Here is a 19,836-nt window from a genome sequence, read left to right on the forward strand (position 1 = left end):
CGATCCCATGAGCACCGAACACGTTCCCGAGGTCGTCGTCCCGGCAGACCTCGCCCACTACACCCCGCAACCCCCGGACACCATCGCCGACGCCATGCGCCGGCTACGGGACAAGGCCGCCTCCGACAACACCCGTGCCGCACAACTGAACGACTGGGACACCTACACCCGCTGGTGCCAGAGCACCGGCCACAGCCCCCTCCCGGCGACACCCGACCAGATCTCCTGGTTCGTCACCGAGAAATCGGTCGAAGTCCGCGCCGACGGCCGCTACGCCTATGCGCCGTCGACGCTGTCCCGCTGGGTATCGACGATCAACAAGATGCACTCCCTGGCCGGACACCCGAAACCCGGACACCACGAATCGGTCCGCGAACTCCTCCGCGGAATCCGCCGCGACCGAGCCACACCGCCCGCCCGGCGGACCCCGCTGCTCACCGACGACATCCGCACGATCCTCACCCACATGCGCGCCGACGCCGCGGCCGCAGGCTGGGCCGAACGCGCCGCCGAACGCCGCGACGCCGCCCTGCTGCTCATGGGTCTCGCCGGGGCACTGCGCCGCTCCGAACTGACCGCCCTGACCGTCGTCGACGTCGTCCCTCACCGCGCCGACGGCCTCTACGTCACCGTCCGCCGATCCAAAACAGACCGCGATGCGCGTGGCCGCACCGTGACCCTCCCACACGGACACGACCCGCACACCTGCCCGGTGTGCGCGTATCGGCGCTGGCGGGAAGTACTCGACACCTGGGACGCCGGAGGCAGACCCGCGGTCGCGGCGCTGCTCGAACACGGCGACGAGGGGCCGGTGCAGCATTGCTGCCGGGGCCTCGCTGCCGGAGCCAAGGCGGGCGGTCACCGTGCGCTGTTCCGGCCGGTCCACCGCACCGGGTCGCTCGGCGCCGAAGCGTTGTCCGGACAATCCGTGCATTCGATGATCCAGCGCCGCGCCCGCCGCGCCGGATTCAGCGACGAACTCGTCGCGACCCTCGGCGGACACAGCCTGCGCGCCGGATTCGTCACCCAGGCCGTGCGGGGCGGCGCCACCACTCAGACGATCATGACGCAGACCGGGCACGCCGACGAACGCATGGTCGCGCTGTACAGCCGCCAGCACGCGGGCCTCGTCGCCAACGCCGTCACCCGACTCGGACTGTGAGCAGTCGTATCAGCCCACCCGCAAGGTCTGCACCTGCGGCCAGATCTCGTTCCACGGCATGGTGCGGCCCGACAGCAGCCACACACCGGTATCGATCTCGTCGCTCACGGGCCCGCGTAGCTGCGTGACCTCGGTGAAGAAGGGAGCGAGTGTCGACGGGTCGGTCCCGGCGAACAGGACCTCGGTCCGCGAGTCGTCGGGTAGTGGGAAATACCCGTAGGCACGGTTCGGGCTGTGGGCCGGTGGCAGATCGACAGTCGCCGCGTATCCGTCGAGATAGGCGGCGATGATGTACGACTGGCCGATCACCGCGATACGGTCACGATCGTCGGACAGTTCCCGGTACGCGCCGGCTGTGCTCTCCGCGATCCGTTCACCCACATCACTGTTGGAGATCCCCACCGACGTCGCGAGCACCACCCCGGCGATGAGTGCACTGACCGCGAACGCCGGCCACGCCGTCCAACTCCAGCGGTGCAGACCCCGTTCGCGTCGCCGCTGCAATCCCACCGCCCCGACTGCGATGAGCGCGCCGTGGAACCCGGCGAGATAGTAGGGCCGCCCTGCGGTGACCGTGAAGATGATCAGCAAGGCAAGGAAGGCGACCGCAAGAAACCGATAGTGGCGGAACTCCCGATCGCGCAGCAACCACCACAACCCGAGCAGGACGAGCACCGTGCCCGCCACACCGGCCCACACCAGCATTTGAATCGTGACCGAAGCCCGGCCTCCGTACAGCACCTCTGCTTCCTCGGCAACGATCTCGGACATCAGCAACTGCGGCCAGCCGTGGCGCGCCTGCCACACCAGGGTCGGTGCGGTGATCACGGCTCCGACTGTCACACCGGCCCAGAACATCGGTCGCCGTAACACTTCACGCGGCCCGCACACCAGCACAGCGACCACCAGCGCCGCACACAACAACATGACCTGAAACTTCGTCTCCGCAGCGATCCCCGCCACCACACCGACAAACAAGAGCAACCGGTCGTCGCGGAGCCGCACCCACCGGACGAACAACCACAACAGAAGCAACCACTGCACCGGCTCGAGAGTGTACGGCGTGAGCCAATGCCCGAACAACGCCGCCGAAATCGACGTCGCCTGCGCCGCCGCAGTGATGCCCTGCGCCCGCCGATCCCCGCCGAGTTCGCGCGCGATCAGCGCCGCCACGACCACCGCCGCGACCGTCGCCACGATGGGCACAAATCTCAGAACCAGGATCGAACCCGGCGCAACGACATCCGACACCCGCGCCAGCAGCGGCGCGACCGGCGGCTGATCGGCAGATCCCCAGTCCAGGTGATCGCGGCCGATCGCGAGCATGTACACCTCGTCGAACCAGTAGCCGTCACCACCCACCACCGCCGCCACCAGATGAGCGACCGCGACGACCGCCGCGATCGGCCACACGACGCGGCCCGCAAACGAGTGCACCTGCTCGTGCACGAAGGACGCAGCGCCATCTGTGCGCTGTTCCGCTGCTCGGGCCCACGCCATGGGCACTCAACTCCCGAAGCTGCTCGATCCGTGCGAGTGTCTACGGCCACGCCGCGCAGGAGCGACCGGCCTCCTCACGGGCCACCCACCAATGAATCCGAGATCGACGAGTGAGACGCCTGTGCGGTGGGTACCGTTCTTCCAGAGGGTACGCGCTCGAGCCGATCGTGCAGCACGTCGTCACGGGCGGTCGCCGACAACGAGGAGCCCGATGCAGATCTCCGACACCGCTGACTCCAGCGCCCTGACCGGCGACGGTCTCCATGAACTCCATGCATGGTGGCGTGCCGCCAACTACCTGTCGGTCGGGCAGATATACCTCATGGACAACCCTCTCCTGAGGGAACCGCTGCGTCCCGAACACATCAAACCGCGTCTACTCGGCCACTGGGGCACCACCCCGGGACTCAACTTCATCTATGCGCACCTCAACCGCGCGATCCTCGCCCGGGACCTCGACATGATGTACGTCATGGGCCCCGGCCACGGCGGACCTGGACCGGTCGCCGCAGCGTGGCTCGAAGGCACCTACAGTGAAATTTATCCCGACGTCTCCCAGGACGAATCGGGCATGCGCCGCCTGTTCACCCAATTCTCCTTCCCCGGCGGCATACCCAGCCACGTGGCTCCGGAGACCCCCGGGTCCATCCATGAAGGAGGCGAACTCGGGTATTCACTGTCCCACGCATATGGCGCCGCGTTCGACAACCCCGACCTCGTGGTCGCAGCAGTCATCGGAGACGGCGAAGCCGAAACCGGTGCACTCGCCGCCAGTTGGCATTCCAACAAATTCGTCGATCCACGCCGAGACGGCGCCGTGCTCCCGATCCTGCATCTCAACGGATACAAAATCGCCAACCCCACGCTTCTCGACCGCATCGGCGACGACGAACTCGAATCACTGCTCCGCGGATACGGGCACGAACCCATCGTCGTCTCCGGTCAGGACCCCGACTACATGCACCGGCACTTTGCCGACGCGCTCGACCGCAGCCTCGACCGCATCGCCGAGATCCAGCAAGAGGCACGACAATCCGGTCGCAGCGACCGACCCGTGTGGCCGATGATCGTGCTGCGTTCCCCGAAGGGCTGGACCGGACCGGTCGAGGTCGACGGACTCCCCATAGAAGGGACGTGGCGGGCACATCAAGTGCCCTTCGCGAACGCCCGCGACAACGACGAGCACCGGCGCATCCTCGAACACTGGCTGCGCAGTTACCGGCCCGACGAATTGTTCGACGACCATGGAACGCCGATACCGGCCGTCCGTCACCTGCACCCCGCCGGTACTCGGCGCATGAGCGCCAATCCGCACACCAACGGTGGCCCCGCCGTCCGCGACCTCGCCCTGCCCGACTTCCGCGACCACGCTGTCGCCGTCGACCGACCCGGACACGAACAGGCGGAGGCCACAAAGGTTCTGGGCACCTTCCTTCGCGAAGTCATGCGGTACAACCCGACAACCTTCCGCATGTTCGCACCCGACGAGCACAACTCCAACCGCCTCGGCGACGTCCTCGACGCCACCGATCGCACCTGGAATGCCGACATCCTGCCGACCGACGAACACCTCGCACCCGACGGCCGGGTCATGGAGATCCTGTCGGAACACACCTGCCAGGGATGGCTCGAGGGATACCTGCTGACCGGACGGCACGGACTGTTCTCCTGCTACGAGGCGTTCGTACACATCGTCGACTCGATGGTCAACCAGCATGCCAAATGGCTGCGCACCACCAACCGGATCGAGTGGCGCCGACCGATCCCGTCCCTCAACTATCTCCTCACCTCACATGTGTGGCGGCAGGATCACAATGGGTTCTCCCACCAGGACCCCGGATTCATCGATCACGTCGTCAACAAGAAGTCCGACGTGATCCGCGTCTACCTACCACCGGACGCCAATACGCTGCTCTCGGTCGCCGACCACTGTCTACGCACCCGCCAATACATCAACGTCATCGTCGCCGGGAAACAACCGGAGCCGCAGTACCTGTCGATCGACGACGCCATTGTTCACTGCACCAAAGGCATCGGGATCTGGGACTGGGCGGGCACCGACCGCGGCGCCGAACCCGACGTGGTGCTCGGCTGCGCAGGCGACGTTCCCACCATGGAAACTCTTGCCGCAGTCGAGATCCTCCACGAGTGGTTTCCCGACCTGTTGATCCGAGTGGTCAACGTCGTCGACCTGATGAGGCTCCAAGACGACAGGGGACACCCGCACGGCCTGCCCGACCCCGACTTCGACGCCCTTTTCACCACCGACACACCCGTCGTGTTCGCCTACCACGGGTACCCGTGGCTCATCCACCGGCTCACCTACCGCCGCCGCAACCACGACAACATCCACGTGCGCGGATACATCGAAGAGGGCACCACGACAACCCCATTCGACATGTGCGTCCTCAACAGGATCGACCGCTTCGATCTGGCGCTGGACGTCATCGACCGCGTCGAACGCATCCGCCCGGTCGCCGCCTACGCCCGCGAACACCTGAAGAACACGTTGATCAGGCACCGGCAGTACATCCGGGAGCACGGCGAGGACATGCCGGAGATCGCCGACTGGCGCTGGCACGGCCTCAACCCTTGAACAGCCGCAGAGTCAATGTGCGCGCCGCTCCAGTCGTCCGGCGGCGAACGCCTCACGGTCCACATCATCGAGCGAGGTCACGACGAGATCTGCACCCGCCCGCGCCAATTCGTCCTCGTCATCTGCACGCGCCACACCGAGCGTAACCAACGCTCCCGCCTTCGCGGCCTGCACACCACTGACCGCGTCCTCGACCACCACACACCGCTCCGGAGCCACACCGAGTTCGGCGGCCGCGGTGAGAAAAATTTCCGGATCCGGCTTGCCCCTGGCGAAATCGCGACCCGACAGGTCTGCGTCGAACACGTCGAGCAGCGATGTGTCGAGCAAGGATGTGTCGCCACCGCCGAACTCTCCGAGCCGGATCGCCCGTAGGAAGCGATGTGCATTCTTCGAGGACGACGCCGCGGCGACGGGAATGCCCGCGGCGCGCACCGCCAGCACCAACCGAACCCCGTCGGCATATGCGTCGAACCGGGCCTCTTCGATCAACCGGAGCAGCATCGTCTGCTTACGCTCCGCGTACTCGCTCTCACGCTGCTGCGCGTCGGGTACCTCGAAGTACTCGAGGCAGGCCAGTGCTCCCTCGTGCCGAGGTTTCCCGGACAGAACCTCGCGGTAGACCCGCGAGGTGAATGCGTCCGGCGACCATGAGGAACGCTCGGCCGCGTCCTGCCACGGGCCCGTCATGAGCTCCGCCAGCGACTCCCGCCAGGCCACTTCGTGTGGTGAATCGACGAGAACGCCGTCGACGTCGAATATCACACCTGCGAAACCCATTGCGGGCGAAGTCTCATCGCGTGTCATGGCGATCCGCTCGCTCAGGCAGGTAGGGGAGTGGTCGGGACCTGGAACTCGTGCGATTGCCCCGCTTCGAGCCGCACCGTCTCTCCGTTGACTCCCACCCGCACCGGCACCCGGAACCCCTCGACCTCCGCGAGCACCGACAATGTCTCACCCGAGATCTGCACTCGCAGCGGGGTACCCCGATACCTCATGGAGAACGACACCCCGTCGAGGTGGGGGAGCAGCCGCGGCCGGAACATCAGCACACCGTCGTAGATCCGGGCGCCGACGTAATAGCGCTGTACCAGATCCAGCGTCCCGGCCATGACCCCCATGTGGATGCCCTCCTTGGTGGTGCCGCCCTGCAGATCGCTCACATCACTCTCGAGGGCCACCTTGAACCGCTCCCACGACGACTCGGGATCGAATCCCGCCAGTACACCCGCGTACGCGACGAAACTGAGAGTGGACCCGTGAGAGGAACGCTCGTCGTAGTAGTCAACGGTGCGTCGCACGAGATCCCGGTCGTACTCGTAGCCGAGACGCTCGAAGATCGGCCGCAACTCGTTGTCGTCGAACAGGAAGAACAGCATCACCGCATCCGCCTGCTTGGACACCTTGTACCGATTGGGATCATGCCCCTCGGCCCGTAGAATCCGGTCCATCCGCTGAATGTTCGGATACGACGCGCGATAGTGTTCCCAGTCGATCTCGTCGAGCTTCTCGTAACCCTCGAACTGACTGATGACACCGTCGTGGAACGGCACGAACATCTTGCGGCTCATCTCCGACCAGCGCGCCAGTTCCTCGTCGGTCACCCGCAGGGCAGTCTGCCTGCTCGTCGAAAGCAATTCGAGCACCTCGATTGCCTTCGACGCGATCCACGCCACCATCACGTTCGTGTATGCATTGTTGTGCAGCCCCGGCTCGTCCGACCCGGGGTAGCGCTCATGGAACTCGTCGGGCCCCATCACCCCGTGGATCTCGAATCGATCCAGCTCTGGGTTGTATTCGGCGATCGACGCCCAGAACCGGGTGATCTCGAGCATCATCTCCGCACCGTGGTCGGCCAGGAACTCGAAGTCGTCGGTCGCCTGGTAGTACCGCCACACGTTGTAGAAGATCGCGGCACTCACGTGTCGCTGATGACGGCTCAGGTCGGGATCCCACAGACCCGACATCGGATTGAGGTGGACCAGCTGGGTCTCCTCGGTACCGTCCGATCCGCTCTGCCACGGGTACATCGCACCCCGGTACCCGGCCTCGGACGCAGCGGCCTGTGCCTCGACCAACCGCCGGTACCGATACATGATCAGGCCCTTGGTGACTTCCGGCATCCGCAGATCCAGGAACGGATACACGTACAGCTCGTCCCAGAAGACGTGCCCGCGATACGCCTCGCCGTTGAGCCCCCGCGCCGGGACCCCGGCATCGAGGCGCGACGTGTGACGCGAACACACCTGGAGGACATGCGCGACGTGCAGACGCAGCAGCAATTGGGTCCGTGGCTCCCGGGGGAGCCGGATATCGCAGATGTCCCACAGCTCTTCCCACGCCGCGGCGTGTTCGAGATGCGCCGCGGCGAAATCGGAATATCGCAGCACATGGCGGCCGGCGGATGCGAGCGGCTCGGTGATCGCGTCATCACGCGAGGTGAACATCGCCACGATCTTCTCGACGCGGATCGTATGCCCCTCGGTGACGTCCAAGGCCAAGACTTGTTGGATGTAGTCCTCGGTCTGATACAGGTCGCGTTCGACCTCGGTGGGCTCGGTGTCGTTGCCGGAGAACACCCGCGTGCGTGCGGCCTGCGCGATGTAGATGTCCGACTGCCGGATCTGCACTTTCAACGCGATCGTCTCGGGTCCGAACGTGCGGGGCGTGACCGGATCGAGATGGCGACCGACGAGATCGCGGTAGCGGGCGACCGCGCGGTTGGTGACACGGCCGTCGAGTGCCGAGACGATCTCGACGTGGCCGGACCAGTTCTCGGGCGTGAGTGTCCATTGGAGTGCGCCCTGATGCGAATGCGCCATGCTGACGAAGCGTCGACTCGTCAGCGATGTCTCGCGGCCGTTCCGATCGCGGAAGCGGAGTTCGCGGATGACCGTCGCGGTGCGAATGTCGTAGACGTGCCGGTACGACAACACCTCGACATTCGACAGCCGGATCGCGTCTTCGCCATCGATGCGCAGTTTGAGGACGAGCCAGTTGGGAAGGTTCACCAGATCCTCGTTGAGGACCGGGCTTCCGCCCATGATCGTCGTCTCGCGGTTGTAGCAGCGGTGCGCGTAGGTGCCGGGATAGTGGACCTCGCCCATGTCTTCCCACTCGGCGGTGCCGCGCGTGCAGAAGTAGCCGTTGCCCGTAGAGGTCATCGATTCCCGCAGGCCCTCCGCCTCGGGATCGAACCGGTCGTAGTCGAGGGTGAACTCGGGGTCGTACACGGAGTACCTCCTGGCGGTCGAGCCGTTCGGTCACATGCTGGTCAACATCCCAATTCGGAGAGGAAGCGTGCTACGTCATCCACCGACGTGAGCCCGAATTCGGCTGCGGTGACCCGATCTTTCATCTCGGGATCGTCGGGGCTGCCCACGAGAATCCCGATCCCCGTGCCGCGGATGACAGTGAATGCGTCCTCGTCGGTGATGTCGTCGCCGAGGTACATCGGGACGATATCGTCGGAATCGAGGCCGAGCACATCGATCAGGTGCAGGACTGCCTTGCCCTTGTTCCAGTCGACCGCCGGCCGCAGCTCGTACACCATCTTCCCCGGGACGACCTCGAGGCGATCGGGCATCTCGGCGAGCAATGCGTGGACGATGTCGTGGACACGCCGGCGTTCCTGAGGCCCGGCATTGCGATAGTGCACGGCCACCGAGGCCTGCTTCGGTTCGAGGGTGACCCCGTCGGTGTCGGCGAGCCGGTCGCGCAAGGTGGCGGTGGTATCAGCGACGAGTTCGGTGAAGTCGCCGAGGGAATCAGGAGAGATTGCACCCTGACCGGGCCTCCAGATGTCGAAGCCGTGACTTCCCGCGACGGTGAGATCGTCGACCCCCATCAACTGCTGGACGACCGCGCGGTCGCGGCCGGTGATGATGCAGACGGGGCAGCGGTCGGCCAAGGCACGGACGATGGCTCGCATCGTGTCGGACAGGACCGCATCTTCGGGTCGGTCGACGATGGGGGTGAGCACGCCGTCGTAGTCGAGGAATACCGCGGGCCTGCGGCCGCTCGAGCGCTTCCCCAATGCTGCCGAGTCGAGCGCCGAGGTAAGGCCCTCGACCGCCGATGTGGAATCCATCTCGGTCGAACCTCCTGTTACGCGTGTACTGCCACCCCGAACCGTACAGGGACTCGGCGACCCGGTCAGTGGACGGGCCGACGCCAGTGCGCTTCGTCGGCGGTGAGCTGCGCACGCAGATGTTCCGCAGCCTCCTGATTGCGGAACGGGCCGGACAACAGGTCTGCGTACACGTGCGACGGAGCAACCCTCCGCAGTGCCCCGGAGCGTTCCATTCGGTCGAAGACCACCGGCGACCACGGAATCGCGACCACCACGTCGCCACCGCGATCGACGGGGCGCAATCCCAATGCCCCCGCGAAGTCGTCGGGGTCGTCGGCGTACAGCTCGAGCACATCGGGTTGTGCGTAATCGGTGGCGCCGACACCGCTGAGGGCGTAGGTGATGTCGATCCGCTCGGCGAGCTGGTTGCGCACGATATCGAGGCCGTCCGGTGCTGCGAACCGGCGCGTCGCGCACATTTTGCGATCGGCGGCCCAGGCGCGCAGCATCTGTTCCCACCGGACTTCGGTGATGCCACCGCGGGGGATTCGCCGGATGAGCTCGCGTTCCACCAGGACTTCCACCACGCGGTAGGTCGCGCCGGTGGATGCCCCGGAGAGTGTGATCAGCTGGGGCACCGTCATCTCACCGGAGTGGTCGGCGAGGGCACGGACCACACGGTCGGACGGTTCCCCGGTCAGGACACCGGAGGGGCGCCCCGGCCCCCGCCAGGGATCTGCGTCGGCGCCACGATTGCGTACCCATACGGCGGGCCGTGACGCGACCAGCGTGAGATTTCCGGTGGCGTCCGCGTAGGAGATTCCGTGCTGATCGAATTGACGGCGAACAGGATCGGACAGGTAGTGCGCGCACACGAAGCCGCGGTCGGAGTCGGAGAGTTCGGCAACGATGCGCGCGACGTCGCCGCTGAGGACACCCCGTGATGCGACGATCGCGAACGACACCGACTCACCGTCGGGTGCGGTGACGACGAGACGCTGCGGGGCCTCGGGGGAGCGCGGCCTGTCGCTGGACATCGTCCACCCCAGAGGCAGGCACGCGTCCAGGCACACCGACGCGCGGCGATAGATGTCGATCGGCCGTTCCGGCTTGGGGCCGGCGGCGGTTTCGACGGCGTCCGATGGGTCCTGTTGCATCACATCCGTCACACTAACAGTCTGTACAAGACGGAATACCTAATTAAACGAAATGACGGTGCTGTAACGCGCGTCACGTCAGTACAACCCGCAAAGTGCTGTAGGTGCATGCGCTAACTTCATCGATATGAGTGACACCGCGCGCCGTATCGCGTTCATCCAGGCCACATGGCACCGCACTATCGTCGACCAGGCGAAGGAAGGCTTCACCGACGAGATCGTTGCCCTGGGGTACGCGAAGGACTCGCTCGATTACTTCGAGGTGCCGGGAGCGTTCGAGATCCCGCTGCACGCCCAGCGCCTCGCCCGCTCCGGCCGGTACGACGCGATCGTCGCCGCCGGCCTGGTTGTCGACGGTGGTATCTACCGGCACGACTTCGTGGCGACGGCCGTGATCGACGGTTTGATGCGCGTCCAGCTCGACACGGATGTTCCTGTCTTCTCGGTCGTGCTGACCCCGCACCACTTCCACGAGCACGACGAGCACGTCGGCTACTACACGCGCCACTTCGTCACCAAGGGCGCTGAAGCTGCGCGTGCCGTCGATGCGACGGTCAAGTCCTTGCGGGCACTCCCGGTGGGGGAGTAGCGCTGAGCCCGGGAGTTGTCGCTCCCTCGAATGAGGGGGGATTCCCTGGGGGCCGCGAGGGTCTCCCGGGGAATCGGGGGAGTGAGCACCTGATCGAGTCGATGTAGAGAAACGCCCGCGTAGTGCGGGTGAAAGATTGTCGCCGAGGGTAGTTCGATCCAGACCGCAGCGTGCCTTCAAATATTCTGCATTATACGGAACAAATAGAAAAACAGAATATCCACACCACTTCCCGCCTAGCCTCACCCATCAAAGACGGCGTGGACTTTGCTCACCGATCGGTTGCGGGCGTCGAATCCGCAGGCATGACCAAGGGCGCCACCACTGCGAGCAGTACCGCAGGCACGATGAACGCCGCGAGCGGATGCGTGGCATACAGGGGAGTCAATGCGACGGGTGCCAGGGCTGCACCGCCGAAGCGAAATGCCAGGACCACCGAGACTGCGCCACCTCGATTGCCGCCGGAGTCGCCGAGGACCGCGGCGTTCGCGGCCACCAGGACGCACTGCGAGGCAATCCCGGCGACGAACCACACCACCGCGATGACGGCAATGCTGCCCAGTGTCCCCGCTGCGACGACGAGGACACCTCCGGCAACTGCCCCGATCAGTACCGCGCGGTGCGCGCCGATCCGGTCGATGAGCGTACCTACACGGCGGGCCGTGAGGATCCCTGCCAGCCCGAACACCGTGAGCAGCGCACCTCGCCCTGCGGGAGAGAGACCGAAGTCGTCCTCTACCCGGAACGCAAGAAGGAACCCCAAGCCGCCGAGCGCTCCGAAGCCGAGGAGCGCGACCACCCCCACGCGGAGCACCCGTGGCCGCAGTGCGTCACGGAGCCGAGCCGAGCCATCCTCCGCCTCGTCCATCCGACCGGGCAGGCCGATCACGGCGAGTACGACCGCTGCGGCGGCGAGCACAACGAACGCCCACCTCCAGTTCACTTCGGCAGCGAGACCCCCGACGAGCGGCGCCGTGGTCTGCCCGGCGGCCTGCATCGCGCCGAACAGGCCGAGCGCACGCCCGAGGGAGGCACGAGGAGTGATTGCGGCCAGGGCTGCCAGCAACAGGGGAGTGGTGAATGCGTTGCCTGCACCCTGCAGCATTCGGGCGCCGATCAGCAGTGAGAACGTCGGCGCTAGTGCTGCAGCGATCGAGACCACCGCGTACATCACGTATGCGGTACGCACCGTCCGCAACCGGCCCCAGCGGGCGCCGAGGGTCCCGGAGAACAACATGAAGACGGCAAACACACCCAAGTACGCGGTGACTGTGGTCGCGGCGACCCCTGCGGAGACCCCGGTGTCTTCCCCTATTTCGGGGAGCATCGACACGACGACGCCACCGCCGAACGGACCGAGGAATCCACCGATGTAGAGCGCCGCGCGCTGGATGGGTTCGCGGAGCCCGTTCACTGAGCGAACCCGCCGGGGCCTCTCCTTCGCAGATAGCGTTCGAATTCGGCGGCGAGTGCATCACCGTCGATCTTGGAGATGACCTCGGAGATGTCGGTTTCTGCGTCGCCGGCTTCTTCGAGGCTGCGGACGTAGTCGCTGATGTCTTCGTCGTCCTCGGTCATCGAGGTGACGGTTTCTTCCCATTCCTCGGCGAGTGCGGGGAGTTCACCGAGTGGAACCTCGACGTCGAGGACGTCTTCGACGCGGCGCAGCAGCGCAACGGTGGCCTTGGGGTTCGGTGGATGCGACACGTAGTGGGGGACGGCCGCCCAGAAGGACACAGCGGGGATTCCCGCGCGCACGCAGGCATCCTGTAGGACCCCGTTGATGCCGGTCGGTCCTTCGTACCGGGACTTCTCGAGGTTGAACCGTTTGGCTGCTTCGGCGCTGTAGGCGGTGCCGGTCACGGGTACCGGGCGCGTGTGCGGGGTGTCGGCGAGCAGTGCGCCGAGCACGATGACGGTGTGGATTCCCAGGTCGTCGATGAGTTCGAGGATCGCGTCGCAGAAGCTGCGCCACCGCATGTTGGGTTCGATGCCGCGCAGTAGGACGATGTCTTGGTCGCTGCCCGGCGGGGAGCATGCAGACAGGCGCGTCGCGGGCCAGTCGATCTGTCGGGTCACGCCGTCGACGAGGCGGGCCTGGGGGCGGTTGACCTGGTAGTCGTAGTACTCCTCGGAGTCCAGTTCGGCGAAGGGTTCGGCGTCCCAGATCAGTTCGAGGTGCTCGACAGCCCCGGTAGCGGCGTCGCCTGCATCGTTCCATCCTTCGAATGCGGCGACGAGCACCGGGTTTCTGAAGTCGGGAACGGCCTGCTCCGGGGTCTCGGGATACTCACTTGCACTCACCCGTCCAGCCTACGGCGGGGTGCGGTTTGCGTGCCCACTACTCTGGTTGCCATGTCCACCCCACTGAACTCTGCCTTGTTCGATGCGCTGAAGCAGCGCGTTGTCATCGGAGATGGGGCGATGGGCACCATGTTGCAGGCCGCGGATCTGTCGCTCGACGACTTCCGCGGCCTCGAGGGGTGCAACGAGATCTTGAACGAGACTCGTCCCGATGTGATCAAGGGGATCCACCGGGCGTACTTCGAAGCCGGGGCCGACATCGTCTCGACGAACACCTTCGGCTGCAACTTGCCCAACCTCGCCGATTACGACATTTCCGACCGGATTCGTGACCTTTCCGAGCGTGGCACCCGGCTTGCACGGGAGGTGGCGGATGAGATGGGTCCGTCCGCCGACGGTGTGCCTCGGATGGTGTTGGGTTCGATGGGACCCGGTACAAAATTACCCACCCTCGGTCATGCGCCGTTCGACGTGCTGCGCGATGCATACGGCGAAGCCGCGCTGGGCATGCTCGACGGTGGTGCCGATGCGATCCTCGTCGAGACCTGCCAGGACCTGCTGCAGGCGAAAGCCGCGATCATCGGTAGTCGCCGCGCCATGGAACAGGCGGGCAGGCGGGTCCCGATCATCGCGCATGTCACGGTCGAGACGACGGGCACGATGCTGCTCGGTTCCGAGATCGGAGCGGCCCTCACTGCGTTGGAACCTCTCGGTATCGATCTGATCGGGTTGAATTGCGCGACGGGGCCCGCCGAGATGAGCGAGCACCTGCGGTACCTGTCGCAGCACGCCCGTATCCCGGTGTCGGTGATGCCGAACGCAGGTCTGCCTGTGCTGGGGAAGAACGGTGCCGAGTACCCGCTCACGCCCGCGGAGCTGGCCGACGCACTGGCCGGGTTCGTGTCGGAGTTCGGTCTGGCGCTGGTCGGTGGGTGCTGCGGCACGACTCCCGAGCATGTCCGTCAGGTTGCCGCCGCGGTGCGCGAGGCGCAGCCTGCGCAGCGGAACCCGGAACATGAGCCGGGTGTGTCGTCGCTGTACACGGCGGTGTCTTTCGAGCAGGACGCGTCGATCCTGATGATCGGTGAGCGCACCAACACGAACGGGTCGAAGGCGTTCCGTGAGGCGATGCTCGCCGGCGACTGGGAGAAGTGCGTCGACGCCGCGAAGGACCAGGTGCGCGACGGTGCGCACATGCTCGACCTCAATGTCGACTACGTGGGTCGTGACGGCGCACTCGATATGGCGGAGCTCGCATCGCGGTTCGCCACCGCATCGACACTGCCCATCATGATCGACTCGACCGAGCCGGAGGTGATCCGGGCGGGCCTCGAGCATCTCGGTGGTCGGTGCGCCGTGAACTCGGTGAACTACGAGGACGGTGCGGGGCCGGGGTCGCGGTTCCAGCGGATCATGGAGCACGTCGCCGAGCACGGTGCCGCAGTGGTGGCACTGACGATCGACGAGGAAGGTCAGGCACGTACGGCCGAGCACAAGGTGCGTATCGCCGAGCGTCTGATCACGGACCTGACGGAGAACTGGGGCCTCGATCCCGACGACATCATCGTCGATGCGTTGACGTTCCCCATTTCGACTGGGCAAGAGGAGGTGCGACGCGACGCGATCGAGACGATCGAGGCGATCCGCGAGCTCCACCGTCTGCATCCGCGGGTGCATTTCACTCTCGGTGTGTCCAATGTGTCGTTCGGTCTGAATCCGGCCGCGCGGCAGGTGCTCAACTCGGTGTTCTTGAACGAGTGCACCGAGGCGGGTCTCGATACGGCGATCGTGCATGCGTCGAAGATTCTGCCGATGGCGCGGATTCCCGACGAGCATCGGCAGGTCGCGTTGGATCTGGTGTACGACCGCCGCCGCGAGGGTTACGACCCGCTGCAGAAGCTGATGCAGCTGTTCGAGGGGGTGTCGGCGGCGTCGGCGCGCGAATCACGCGCGCAGGAGCTTGCTGCGCTGCCGTTGTTCGAACGCTTGGAGCGGCGGATCGTCGACGGGGAGCGGAACGGACTCGAGGCCGATCTCACCGAGGCGATAACGGCGGTGCCTCCGCTGGAGATCATCAACGAGACGTTGCTGTCGGGGATGAAGACGGTCGGTGAGCTGTTCGGATCGGGACAGATGCAGTTGCCGTTCGTGTTGCAGTCCGCCGAAGTGATGAAGGCGGCGGTGGCGCATCTCGAGCCGCACATGGAGTCGACGGGTGACGACGGCAAGGGCCGGATCGTGCTGGCGACCGTCAAGGGCGATGTGCACGACATCGGTAAGAACCTCGTGGACATCATCCTGTCGAACAACGGGTACGAGGTGGTCAACCTCGGTATCAAGCAGCCGATCGCAACGATCCTCGATGCGGCGATCGACAAGCGCGCCGACGTGATCGGAATGTCCGGTCTGCTGGTGAAGTCGACCGTGGTGATGAAGGAGAACCTCGAGGAGCTGAACTCTCGAGGTGTTGCGGATCAGTTCCCGGTGCTCCTCGGCGGCGCGGCGCTGACCCGGAGCTACGTCGAGAACAATCTCGCAGACGTGTATGCGGGTGAGGTGTCGTACGCGCGCGATGCGTTCGAGGGCCTGTCGTTGATGGATCGTGTCATGGCGATCAAGCGCGGGGAGGGTCCGGATCCGGACAGTCCGGAGGCGCTCGAAGCCGCGCGCAAGGCGGCCGACCGCAAGGAGCGGCACGAGCGTAGTAAGCGGATCGCGGAGAAGCGTAAAGCGGAGGAGACTCCGGCGGTGATCCCCGAGCGCAGTGATGTGGCGGCGAATCTGCCGGTGCCTGCGCCTCCGTTCTGGGGTACACGGGTGGTCAAGGGCATCGCGTTGGCCGACTATGCGTCGTTGGTGGACGAGCGGGCGTTGTTCCTCGGGCAATGGGGGTTGCGCGGGCAGCGTGCCGGTGACGGTCCGTCGTACGAGGAGTTGGTGGAGACCGAGGGCCGGCCGCGGTTGCGGTACTGGCTGGACCGGTTGTCGACCGAGGGCATCCTGCAGCACGCTGCGGTTGTGTACGGGTACTTCCCTGCGGTATCCGAGGGCGACGATGTGGTGATCTTGACGGAGCCGCGTCCGGATGCTCCGGAACGGTATCGGTTCACGTTCCCGCGTCAGCAGCGGTCGCGGTTCTTGTGCATTGCCGATTTCGTGCGGTCGCGTAAGGATGCGATCGAGTCGGGTCAGGTCGATGTGTGGCCGTTCCAGTTGGTGACGATGGGTCAGCCGATCGCGGATTTCGCGAACGAGTTGTTCGCGGCGAACTCGTATCGCGACTACCTGGAGGTACACGGCATCGGTGTGCAGTTGACCGAGGCCCTGGCCGAGTACTGGCATCGGCGGGTCCGGCAGGAGCTGGCGTTCTCCGGTGGCGGTACTGCTGCGGACGATGATCCGGACGATGTGGCCGAGTATTTCAAGCTCGCGTACCGGGGTGCTCGTTTCGCGTTCGGTTACGGCGCGTGCCCGGATCTCGAGGATCGGATCAAGCTCGTCGAGTTGCTCGAGCCCGAGCGGATCGGGGTGGTGTTGTCGGAGGAGTTGCAGTTGCATCCCGAGCAGTCCACCGATGCGTTCGTTCTGCATCACCCGGAGGCCAAGTACTTCAATGTCTGAGTTGATCAGCAACGTATCCGGTTCGACGAGCGGGACGGGTGCGTTGCAGGCGGTGTTGTGGGACATGGACGGCACGCTGCTCGAGTCGGAGCAGTTGTGGGACATCGGGATGCGGGAGTTGTCGCTGCATCTGGGTGGGCCGATGTCGGAGGAGACGCGGATCTCGACGATCGGCGGTCCGCTGGATCTGTCGGTGTGGCGGACGTTCGACGGTCTCGGGCTCGCTCCGACGCCCGACGAGCAGACCGCGGCGGAGGACTGGCTCAACGCGTACATGTCGGAGTTGTTCACGCAGGGGTTGCCGTGGCGGCCGGGTGCGCGGGAGGCTCTGGGGTCGGTACGGGCTTCGGGTCTCGGGCAGGTGTTGGTGACCAATACCGGCCGGAGGTTGTGCGATGTTGCGCTCGACACTCTCGGCCGCGACCATTTCGATCACACGGTGTGCGGCGACGAGGTGCCTGCGGGCAAGCCGGATCCGGCGCCGTATCTGCGGGCGGCGGAGTTGCTCGGGCTCGATCCGGCGCAGTGTCTGGCGGTGGAGGATTCTCCGACCGGGGCGGCGGCGGCGGATGCGGCGGGCTGCACGGTGCTGGTGGTGCCGTCGTTGACGACGGTGCCTGTTTCGCCGCGGCGGGTGTTCCGATCGACGCTGGAAGGTCTTTCTGCGGCTGATCTGCACGTGCTGTACGCATCCGGTCGGCAGTGATCGTGGCTGTTCCGAAGATCGTCCTGTTCTACAAGTTCACGGCGTTGCCGGATCCGGAGGCGATCCGGTTGTGGCAGTACACCCTGGCTGCGTCGAACGGGTTGACGGGCCGAATTCTGATCTCCGAGCACGGCATCAACGGCACTGTCGGTGGCGATATCGCGGCGGTGAAGAGGTATGTGCGGGGGTTGCGCAGCTATCCGGCGTTCCGCGATGTCGACGTCAAGTGGTCCGACGGCACCGGCGACGATTTCCCGCGGTTGTCGGTGAAGGTGCGCCCCGAGATCGTCACGTTCGGTACGCCCGACGAGGTCGAGGTCGACGAGAACGGTGTCGTCGGCGGTGGGACGCATCTGTCGCCGCTCGCCGTGCACGCGTTGATGGCCGAGCGGGACGACGTGGTGTTCTTCGACGGCCGAAACAGGCTCGAGGCACAGATCGGGCGGTTCCGGGATGCGGTGGTGCCCGATGTGGATACCACCCGTGATTTCGTTGCCGAGCTGGACAGTGGCCGGTACGACCATCTCAAGTCGAAGCCGGTGGTCACGTACTGCACGGGTGGGGTGCGGTGCGAGGTGTTGTCGGTGTTGATGCGCAATCGTGGTTTCGAAGAGGTGTACCAGCTCGACGGTGGGATCGTCCGGTACGGCGAGACGTTCGGTGATGCCGGGTTGTGGGAGGGCTCGCTGTACGTGTTCGACGGTCGGATGAATGTGGAGTTCTCCGAGGATGCGGTCACGTTGGGTCGCTGTACGTTGTGCGGGGCTCCCACATCGCGGTATCGCAATCATCCCGATGTGAACGGTCGTGAGTTGACGTTGGTGTGTGAGGGGTGTGTTCCGGACGGTGTCGTCGAGGGCGCTGCCGGAGCCGGGTCCTGACGTGAGTAGTGCACCGTTGCCGGTGCGTGACGGGTTGGGGCCGGATCGTCTCCGGATGCCGGCCGAGGGTGCCGCGCGCACGGTGCTCGGGTTCCTGATCGAGGAGCATCCGGAGGAGGATTGGCACACTCGGATGGCCGCGCGGGAGCTTGTCGACGAGCATGGGCGGCCGGTGGATGAACTGACCCGGTTCCAGCCGGGCCGGTTCGTGTATTTCTATCGTGAGCCGCCGCCGGAGACGCCGGTGCCGTTTTCGGTGGAGGTGTTGTATCGCGGCGATGGGCTGGTGGTGGTCGACAAGCCGCCGTTTCTGTCGACGATTCCGCGGGGTGCGCATATCCGGGAGACGGTGACGGTGCGGTTGCGGCGGGATCTGGATTTGCCGGATCTGGTGCCGGTGCATCGGCTCGATCGGATGACTGCCGGGGTGTTGCTGTGTACGAGTGATCCGGCGTTGCGACGCCCGTATCAGGGGTTGTTCGAGCAACAGCGGGTGCGCAAGGTGTATGAGGCGATCGCGGGGTATCGGCCCGAGCTGGAGTTTCCGCGCACGGTGCGGACGAGGATCGTCAAGCGGCATGGTGAGTTGACGGCGACGCAGGTGCCCGGCGAGCCGAATTCGGAGACTCGGATCGAGCTCGTCGAGCATCGTGGCGGTCGGGCGCGGTATCGGTTGTTTCCGCGCACGGGGCGTACGCATCAGTTGCGGTTGCACCTGTTGTCGTTGGGGGTGCCGATCGAGGGGGACAATTTCTATCCGGTGTTCGTCCGCCGGGCGCCGGGGCAGTTCACCGATCCGTTGCAGTTGCTGGCGCGCACGTTGGAGTTCACGGATCCGGTGAGTGGTCGGGTGCGTCGGTTCGACAGTGTGCGGGAGTTGTCCTGGTGAGTGGACCGGTGTCCTGATTGTGGGTGCGGGGCCGCGGCATGAAACAATCGGTTTCCGTGAAGACCTTCGAATCCCTGTTCGCCGAGCTGACCGAGCGTGCTGCGACCCGCCCTGAGGGTTCCGGCACCGTTGCTGCGTTGGATGCCGGTGTCCATGCGCAGGGCAAGAAGGTACTCGAGGAAGCCGGCGAAGTGTGGATCGCCGCCGAGTACCAGTCCGATGAGGAGCTCGCCGAGGAGATCTCGCAGCTGCTGTACTGGACGCAGGTGTTGATGGTGGGGCGTGGACTGAAGCTCGAGGACATCTACAAGCATCTGTGACGGCCGGTGAGCGTCGCCTCGGTGGCGGGTGCGCCGTCC

15 protein-coding genes are annotated in these 19,836 nt (G+C 65.5%); 8 read left to right on the top strand and 7 right to left on the bottom strand.

Features of this window, described 5'->3' with window-relative positions:
• Positions 1–7 precede the first annotated feature (7 nt).
• Positions 8–1,162, top strand: a complete 1,155-nt coding sequence (locus ACFWCF_RS06115; RefSeq protein ID WP_378558470.1) for an integrase — start codon at positions 8–10, stop codon at positions 1,160–1,162.
• 9 nt (positions 1,163–1,171) lie between these two features.
• Here the strand turns inward: ACFWCF_RS06115 and ACFWCF_RS06120 are convergent, their stop codons facing one another.
• Entirely contained in the window at positions 1,172–2,662 is a 1,491-nt protein-coding gene (locus tag ACFWCF_RS06120; RefSeq protein ID WP_378558473.1) for a glycosyltransferase family 39 protein, read from the bottom strand.
• A 211-nt stretch (positions 2,663–2,873) separates the two neighbouring features.
• Between ACFWCF_RS06120 and ACFWCF_RS06125 the strand changes: the two genes are divergently transcribed.
• On the top strand, positions 2,874–5,258 hold the full coding sequence (locus ACFWCF_RS06125) for a phosphoketolase (RefSeq protein ID WP_378558476.1): 2,385 nt from the start codon (positions 2,874–2,876) through the stop codon (positions 5,256–5,258).
• Between the two features lie 12 nt (positions 5,259–5,270).
• On the opposite strand, the gene ACFWCF_RS06130 is transcribed toward ACFWCF_RS06125, so the two are convergent.
• From ACFWCF_RS06130 to ACFWCF_RS06145, 4 genes are all read right to left on the bottom strand, one after another.
• Positions 5,271–6,065: an HAD family hydrolase gene (locus ACFWCF_RS06130; protein ID WP_378558479.1), complete on the bottom strand. Its 795-nt coding sequence runs from the start codon at positions 6,063–6,065 to the stop codon at positions 5,271–5,273.
• Between the two features lie 14 nt (positions 6,066–6,079).
• Complete coding sequence (locus ACFWCF_RS06135; protein WP_378558482.1) at positions 6,080–8,491, bottom strand: glycoside hydrolase family 65 protein; 2,412 nt, start codon at positions 8,489–8,491, stop codon at positions 6,080–6,082.
• Positions 8,492–8,532: 41 nt separating this feature from the next.
• Entirely contained in the window at positions 8,533–9,348 is an 816-nt protein-coding gene (gene otsB / locus ACFWCF_RS06140; protein WP_378558485.1) for a trehalose-phosphatase, read from the bottom strand.
• Between the two features lie 65 nt (positions 9,349–9,413).
• Positions 9,414–10,487, bottom strand: a complete 1,074-nt coding sequence (locus ACFWCF_RS06145; protein ID WP_378558676.1) for a helix-turn-helix domain-containing protein — start codon at positions 10,485–10,487, stop codon at positions 9,414–9,416.
• Positions 10,488–10,614: 127 nt separating this feature from the next.
• Here ACFWCF_RS06145 and ACFWCF_RS06150 point away from each other — a divergent pair, with 127 nt between their 5' ends.
• Positions 10,615–11,076 (top strand): 6,7-dimethyl-8-ribityllumazine synthase, encoded by a 462-nt coding sequence (locus ACFWCF_RS06150; RefSeq protein ID WP_378558488.1) that lies wholly within the window; start codon positions 10,615–10,617, stop codon positions 11,074–11,076.
• 271 nt (positions 11,077–11,347) lie between these two features.
• Here ACFWCF_RS06150 and ACFWCF_RS06155 read toward each other — a convergent pair whose 3' ends face one another.
• Together ACFWCF_RS06155 and ACFWCF_RS06160 are read right to left on the bottom strand one after the other, a co-directional pair.
• Positions 11,348–12,490 (bottom strand): MFS transporter, encoded by a 1,143-nt coding sequence (locus tag ACFWCF_RS06155; protein WP_378558491.1) that lies wholly within the window; start codon positions 12,488–12,490, stop codon positions 11,348–11,350.
• Positions 12,487–13,380, bottom strand: coding sequence for a PAC2 family protein (locus ACFWCF_RS06160; RefSeq protein WP_378490517.1), 894 nt, complete (start codon positions 13,378–13,380; stop codon positions 12,487–12,489). The genes ACFWCF_RS06155 and ACFWCF_RS06160 overlap by 4 nt, the downstream gene beginning before the upstream one ends.
• A 51-nt stretch (positions 13,381–13,431) precedes the next feature.
• Between ACFWCF_RS06160 and metH the strand changes: the two genes are divergently transcribed.
• The 5 genes from metH to ACFWCF_RS06185 are packed head-to-tail and all read left to right on the top strand — an operon-like array spanning position 13,432 to position 19,797.
• The gene (gene metH / locus ACFWCF_RS06165) at positions 13,432–17,001 is read left to right on the top strand and encodes a methionine synthase (RefSeq protein WP_378558494.1); all 3,570 of its coding nucleotides are present in this window, start codon (positions 13,432–13,434) and stop codon (positions 16,999–17,001) included.
• Complete coding sequence (locus ACFWCF_RS06170; protein ID WP_378558497.1) at positions 16,994–17,707, top strand: HAD family hydrolase; 714 nt, start codon at positions 16,994–16,996, stop codon at positions 17,705–17,707. The genes metH and ACFWCF_RS06170 overlap by 8 nt, the downstream gene beginning before the upstream one ends.
• Before the next feature lie 2 nt (positions 17,708–17,709).
• A complete protein-coding gene (locus ACFWCF_RS06175; RefSeq protein WP_378558500.1) occupies positions 17,710–18,588 on the top strand; it encodes a rhodanese-related sulfurtransferase in 879 nt (292 codons plus the stop codon).
• A gap of 1 nt (position 18,589) precedes the next feature.
• On the top strand, positions 18,590–19,477 hold the full coding sequence (locus tag ACFWCF_RS06180) for a pseudouridine synthase (protein WP_378558502.1): 888 nt from the start codon (positions 18,590–18,592) through the stop codon (positions 19,475–19,477).
• A gap of 38 nt (positions 19,478–19,515) precedes the next feature.
• The gene (locus ACFWCF_RS06185; RefSeq protein ID WP_378490512.1) at positions 19,516–19,797 is read left to right on the top strand and encodes a phosphoribosyl-ATP diphosphatase; all 282 of its coding nucleotides are present in this window, start codon (positions 19,516–19,518) and stop codon (positions 19,795–19,797) included.
• The last annotated feature ends 39 nt before the right edge of the window (positions 19,798–19,836 follow it).

The organism is Rhodococcus sp. NPDC060090, assembly GCF_042729855.1.
Taxonomy (GTDB): Bacteria; Actinomycetota; Actinomycetes; order Mycobacteriales; family Mycobacteriaceae; genus Rhodococcus.

Excerpts from the sequence above, each read along its gene's own strand:
- ACFWCF_RS06145 (WP_378558676.1), bottom strand. The coding sequence starts at position 10,487 with ATGCAACAGGACCCATCGGACGCCGTCGAAACCGCCGCCGGCCCCAAG.
- ACFWCF_RS06185 (WP_378490512.1), top strand. The coding sequence starts at position 19,516 with ATGAAACAATCGGTTTCCGTGAAGACCTTCGAATCCCTGTTCGCCGAG.
- ACFWCF_RS06170 (WP_378558497.1), top strand. The coding sequence starts at position 16,994 with ATGTCTGAGTTGATCAGCAACGTATCCGGTTCGACGAGCGGGACGGGT.
- ACFWCF_RS06125 (WP_378558476.1), top strand. The coding sequence starts at position 2,874 with ATGCAGATCTCCGACACCGCTGACTCCAGCGCCCTGACCGGCGACGGT.
- ACFWCF_RS06120 (WP_378558473.1), bottom strand. The coding sequence starts at position 2,662 with ATGGCGTGGGCCCGAGCAGCGGAACAGCGCACAGATGGCGCTGCGTCC.
- metH (WP_378558494.1), top strand. The coding sequence starts at position 13,432 with ATGTCCACCCCACTGAACTCTGCCTTGTTCGATGCGCTGAAGCAGCGC.
- otsB (WP_378558485.1), bottom strand. The coding sequence starts at position 9,348 with ATGGATTCCACATCGGCGGTCGAGGGCCTTACCTCGGCGCTCGACTCG.
- ACFWCF_RS06115 (WP_378558470.1), top strand. The coding sequence starts at position 8 with ATGAGCACCGAACACGTTCCCGAGGTCGTCGTCCCGGCAGACCTCGCC.
- ACFWCF_RS06130 (WP_378558479.1), bottom strand. The coding sequence starts at position 6,065 with ATGACACGCGATGAGACTTCGCCCGCAATGGGTTTCGCAGGTGTGATA.
- ACFWCF_RS06150 (WP_378558488.1), top strand. The coding sequence starts at position 10,615 with ATGAGTGACACCGCGCGCCGTATCGCGTTCATCCAGGCCACATGGCAC.